The following is a 5,154-nucleotide window of genomic DNA, read 5'->3' as shown; positions in this document are numbered from 1 at the left end:
TCTTCCGGTGCTTGCCGTACGGCGTGTCAGCTGCCGTATCCGCCGGGGCCGGGGTTGCCCTCGTGGTGGTCGCCGCTGACGTTGGCGCAGGTGTTGCCGAAGGCCGGGTTCAGCAGACCGATCACGCTGATCGAGTTGCCGCACACGTTGACGGGCACGTGGACCGGGACCTGCACGACGTTGCCGGACAGGACGCCGGGCGAGCCGACGGCCGCGGCCTGGGCACCCGCGTCAGCCGTGGCCATACCGGCACCGCCGAGCACCACGGCACCGGTGCCGAGCGCGGCGACGGCTGCCTTCGCGATGCGAGACATCACGTTCTCCTTTGGTTCGATGAGTGCGGACGCTCGACTCGCGCCCGCACTTCCCCTACAACGCGCCCGCTCACGCCTGGTAACGGCGTTCGGCCCGGCGTCACCCTTTTCGAAGAGCGATCAGGAGAACGGTCGGGAGCGCGGGGTCGGGGAAAGGTGACGGGAAAAGTGGTGGGAGGCCGTCCGCACAGGGGTTAGCCTCGCGGACATGGCATCCGAGCAAGCCGAGCAGAACGAGCGGCAGCAGATCGAGAACGTGTTGCGGACCTTCGTACGGGAGGACGGCTCACTCGTGCGGCTGCCCGCCCGCTGGAGCCGGAAGCTGATCGTGCTCCAGCACATCGCCGACGAGACCTTCGAGCCCGGCATCGAGTACGCGGAGCGGCTCGTCGACGAGCGGCTGCGGGTGTGGTGCGAGGGCGCGAGCCGTATCGACCATGTGACGCTGCGCCGCCACCTGGTGGACCTGCGGCACCTGCGGCGCAGCGAGGGCGTCTACTGGCGGCCCGTCGAAGGCAGTGACGGCGCCGTCGCCGACGCCGCCTGAGAGGTCCGTACGCAAGGCCCGCTCCCGGGAAACCGGGAAGCGGGCCTTCCGTGTGTCCGGGTGCCGTCGGGGTCTTAACCGCCGTGGGCCTGTTCGCGAATCCTGTGTGAAGGTCTCCAAGTAAACGTAAGCGGAACCTTTTTGACGGTTACTTGACTGATAAGATCATCCCACTTTCAGTAGGCTGAGGCGCGCCACGCGCACGGGGGACAGTCTCTAAGGGCCCCCATCGCGAAGGAGTAGCTGAGTTGGTCCGCCGGTAAGGTTCGCCACCGGGCTGGGCCGAGTTCCGGGCCAGGACCCATCGGACTGCAACTGCTCCTGTCGCAAGGCGACTTGAAGAGAGTCTCATGACGTCATTGATCCAGGATCCACTGCTGTGGATCTTGCTCGTGGTCCTGGTCGCTGCGGTCGTCGCAGTGATGCGGGCCCGGAGAACCAACATGGCGCTCCGCAGGAAGAGCAACGACCTGCAGAGCGCCCGCGACGCCGCACAGAGTGAACGCGACCGCCTCTATGCGGAATACACCCAACTGAACGCACAGCACGCCGGCGACCTGGCGGCCGTGCGCAAGGACGCGGAGGTAGACACCAAGGCAGTCCTGAAGTCCGCCATGCGGACCCTCCAGGTACTCGCCGACGAACAGCAGCTCATCATCGAGAAGTCGCAGCGCCGCTACGGCGACGACGAACAGGTCCTCGGCGACCTGATGATGATCGACCACACCAACAGCCAGTTCGGCCGGCGTGCACAGGGCATCGCCGTGCTGTGCGGCGGCTGGCTCGGCCGACGCGAGACCACCGCCTCCGTGTACGACGTGGCCCGCAGCGCCCAGGGCCGCATCAAGCACTTCGACCGCGTCACCATCAACACCCAGGTGAACGTCACGGTGGCCAGCCGGGCCGTCGAGCCCATCGCGGTCGTCCTCGCCGAACTGCTGGCCAACGCCACCAACTACAGCGCGCCCGGCACCCGCGTCGACGTCAACATCCAGGCTGTACCCACCGGTGTCTGCCTGATCGTCGACGACGCCGGCCTCGGCATGAACACGGAGGAGAAGGCGCGCGCCACCGTCCTTCTCTCCCCGCAGGCACCGGTCGACCTCACGAGCCTCGGCGACCCGCCGAAGTTCGGCTTCGCCGTCTCCGGGATGCTCGCCACCCGGTACGGCTTCAAGGTGTCGGTCGATTCGGTGTCTCCCTACGGCGGCGTACGGGCGGTGATTCTCTTGCCGGAGAACCTGTTGACGACGGACGTTCCCGAGCCCGAGGGCAGGGCCGCCGAGCCCGAACCCCGGGCCGACGTCCCGGTCGCCCCGCAGCGGCTGACCCCGGTCGCCACCCCCGGCGGACCGCCGCGTCCGATCGGGACGACGGCGGGCGGCCTGCCCAAGCGGCGGCGGCGCGGCAGCCCTGTCGCGGTGGTGCCACCGCCGGCGGAACCGGCCCAGCCGGAGCACAACACAGAGGTGACGGCCTCACGTATCGGTGCGTTCCAGCGCGGAACGCTGCTCGGGCGGGACACGACGACCATGGAAGGACCACAGGACCAGTGAATCCCGATCTGTCGTGGGTGCTGAACGACGTGCTGCAGGTGCGCGGCGCCCGTCACGCGATCCTCGTCTCGGCCGACGGCCTCCTGCTGGAACGGTCCAGTGACATCGAGCGCGACGCGGCGGAGACCAACGCCGCAGCGATGAGCTCGATGCAGTCCCTGAGCCGGGCCGTCGCCCCCTTCGTCGGCTACGGCCTCGGTCTCTGGAAGCAGACGCTCATCGAGTACGACGGCGGCTGGATCTTCCTGATAGCCGCGGGCAGCGGCGCCTACCTCGCCGTGTCGGCAGCGCTGGACGTCGACATGGAGGCCATGTCGTTCCGGATGCAGCAGCAGGTCGGAGCGCTCGGCAAGGCGATGACCACCCCGCCGCGTCAGAACGCCGGTGCGGACGCATGAACGCGCACGGCGAGGAAGCTCCGGTCACGGTCACCAGCGACTTCGTCCGCTCGTACGTCATCACGGGCGGGCGCCGGCTGCCGACCGCCGACGACCTGTCCCTGCACACTCTGGTCACGCTGGCTCCCGACCGGGAGGTGCCGCTCGGCGCCAGCCCCGAGGTACGGGCCATCTGGGAGCTGTGCGGCGGCGGCTACCTGTCCGTCGCGGAGGTCGCCGCGCACCTGTCGCTGCCGGTGGGTGTCGCCCGACTCCTGCTGACCGATTTATTCGAACAGGGTCATCTCCTGCGCCGTGCCGCGCCCCCACGCGCCCAGTCCGTCGACAGAGGAATCATCGAAAAGGTGCTGCATGGACTCGAATCGCTCTACGGCTGAGACGATCTACGTCTCAGACGCGGTCACCACCACCGCGAAGATCCTTGTCGTAGGGCACTTCGCCGTGGGCAAGACCACGTACATCGGCTCGCTGTCGGAGATCGCCCCGCTGCGCACCGAGGAGAAGATGACCCAGGCGTCCGCCCACGTGGACGACCTGAAGGGCGCGCCGGACAAGCAGACGACCACGGTCGCGCTGGACTTCGGCCGGCTCACGCTGAGCGAGGAACTGGTGCTGTACCTCTTCGGTACGCCCGGTCAGCAGCGCTTCATGCAGCTGTGGGAGGACATGGCCCGCGGCGCGCTCGGAGCCCTGCTCCTGGTCGACCCGTCGCGGCTGGCTGAAACGTTTCCGGTGATCGACCTGGTCGAGAAGTACGGCCTGGAGTACGCCATCGCCGTCAACACCTTCGACCCGTCGGGCGGCGAGTTCGACGAGGACGAGATCCGCGAGGCACTCGACCTGCTGCCCGACACCCCGGTCGTCTACTGCGACGCACGGGACCAGACGTCCTCGGCGAGAGCGCTGATCGCCCTCGTCCAGCACCTGCTCACCCGCGCGGCCTGAGCCCCGGGCCCTCCCTGTCGGTCCCCTCCCCGCACGGGGGGTCCGGACAGGAGGTCCGGCCAGGGGCCCGGACCATCCGGAACAGGGCCCCGCACAAGGTTTTTCCTCACCCCCGTCCCCCGCCCCGAGGCGCGGGGAACCCTAAGGAACCTCCATGGACACACAGCACGCGGGTGCCACGCCGAGCGCGCCTGCCAGATGCCCCATGCACGGCGCCGACTTCGCCGCCGAACCGCACCGCATCTACGACCAGTTGCGCACCAACGGCCCGGCCGCGCCCGTCGAACTCGCCCCCGGTGTGGACGCCACGCTCGTCGTCCAGCACGAGATGGCCCTCAGGGTGCTCCAGAACACCACCCTGTTCTCCCGTGACTCACGCCGCTGGGCCGCGCTCAACGAGGGCCGTATCTCCCTCGACAGCCCGGTCCTGCCGATGATGATGTACCGGCCCAACGTCCTGTTCACGGACGGCGCGGTGCACCTGCGGCTGCGCAAGGCCGTCACCGAGAGCCTGGCCAAGCTGAGCATCAGCCGCGTCCGGCGGGACGTCGAGCCCATCGCCGACTACCTGATCGACCAGTTCAGCGAGCGGGGCCGGGCCGACCTCCTCAACGACTACGCCAAGCTGATCCCGCTCCTGCTGTTCAACAAGATCTTCGGCTGCCCGGCGGACATCGGCGACCGCCTCACCTCCGGCATGTCCGCCATGTTCGACGGCCAGGACGACGCCATCAAGGGCCTGGAGCAGGTCGCCACCTGCCTCCAGGAGCTGATCACGCTCAAGCGCCGCGAGCCCGGCGAGGACGTGACCTCCTGGCTCATCCAGCACCCCGCGGGCCTCAACGACGAGGAACTGCGCGACCAGCTGATCGTGCTGATGGGCGCGGGCCTGGAACCCCAGCGCAACCTGATAGCCAGCGCGCTGCTCCTGCTGCTGTCCGACGGCCCCTCCGAGCGGGGCGGCGGCATGCTGGTCGAGGAAGCCATCGAGCACGTGCTGTGGAACAACCCGCCCATCGCCAACTACGCGACGCACTACGCCCTGCAGGACGTCGACCTCGGCGGTGTACCGGTCGACGCCAACAGCCCGGTCGTCATCAGCTTCGCCGCCGCCAACAGCGACCCGGCGCTCAGCGAGGCCCGGCAGCTGGCCAGCAAGGGCGCGCACCTGGCCTTCGGCGCGGGCCCGCACGCCTGCCCCGCCAAGGACCCGGCCCAGGTCATCGCGCTCACGGCGATCGAGAGGATCCTCAACGCGCTGCCCGACCTGACCCTCGCGGTGCCGCAGGACAGCCTGCTGTGGCGTCCGGGCCCCTTCCACCGCGCGCTCGCCGCACTCCCCGTGCGCTTCAGCCCGACGGCGGCCACCCGCATGGCCGCCGCCCTGCGCGACC

7 protein-coding genes are annotated in these 5,154 nt (G+C 69.2%); 6 read left to right on the top strand and 1 reads right to left on the bottom strand.

Annotated elements, in window-relative coordinates; translation table 11 throughout:
• Positions 1–26: 26 nt before the first annotated feature.
• The gene (locus tag STRTUCAR8_RS34625; RefSeq protein WP_006380891.1) at positions 27–314 is read right to left on the bottom strand and encodes a chaplin; all 288 of its coding nucleotides are present in this window, start codon (positions 312–314) and stop codon (positions 27–29) included.
• A 208-nt stretch (positions 315–522) separates the two neighbouring features.
• On the opposite strand from STRTUCAR8_RS34625, the gene STRTUCAR8_RS34620 reads away from it, so the two are divergent.
• The 6 genes from STRTUCAR8_RS34620 to STRTUCAR8_RS34595 all read left to right on the top strand — a co-directional run.
• On the top strand, positions 523–861 hold the full coding sequence (locus STRTUCAR8_RS34620) for a DUF2087 domain-containing protein (RefSeq protein ID WP_006380893.1): 339 nt from the start codon (positions 523–525) through the stop codon (positions 859–861).
• Positions 862–1,211: 350 nt separating this feature from the next.
• Positions 1,212–2,417, top strand: coding sequence for an ATP-binding protein (locus STRTUCAR8_RS34615; protein ID WP_006380889.1), 1,206 nt, complete (start codon positions 1,212–1,214; stop codon positions 2,415–2,417).
• Positions 2,414–2,815, top strand: a complete 402-nt coding sequence (locus tag STRTUCAR8_RS34610) for a roadblock/LC7 domain-containing protein (RefSeq protein ID WP_006380895.1) — start codon at positions 2,414–2,416, stop codon at positions 2,813–2,815. The genes STRTUCAR8_RS34615 and STRTUCAR8_RS34610 overlap by 4 nt, the downstream gene beginning before the upstream one ends.
• Positions 2,812–3,192: a DUF742 domain-containing protein gene (locus STRTUCAR8_RS34605; protein WP_006380892.1), complete on the top strand. Its 381-nt coding sequence runs from the start codon at positions 2,812–2,814 to the stop codon at positions 3,190–3,192. The genes STRTUCAR8_RS34610 and STRTUCAR8_RS34605 overlap by 4 nt, the downstream gene beginning before the upstream one ends.
• A complete protein-coding gene (locus STRTUCAR8_RS34600; RefSeq protein ID WP_006380890.1) occupies positions 3,167–3,760 on the top strand; it encodes a GTP-binding protein in 594 nt (197 codons plus the stop codon). Before STRTUCAR8_RS34605 ends, STRTUCAR8_RS34600 begins: the two co-directional genes overlap by 26 nt.
• A gap of 205 nt (positions 3,761–3,965) precedes the next feature.
• Positions 3,966–5,154, top strand: a 1,189-nt coding sequence (locus STRTUCAR8_RS34595; protein WP_044473409.1) for a cytochrome P450 family protein, incomplete at its 3' end; no start/stop codon positions are given.

The sequence above is a fragment of the Streptomyces turgidiscabies Car8 genome (assembly GCF_000331005.1).
Lineage (GTDB): Bacteria > Actinomycetota > Actinomycetes > Streptomycetales > Streptomycetaceae > Streptomyces > Streptomyces turgidiscabies.
Note: the sequence above shows the minus strand (reverse complement) of the source record. Positions and strands in the feature narration are given on the sequence as shown.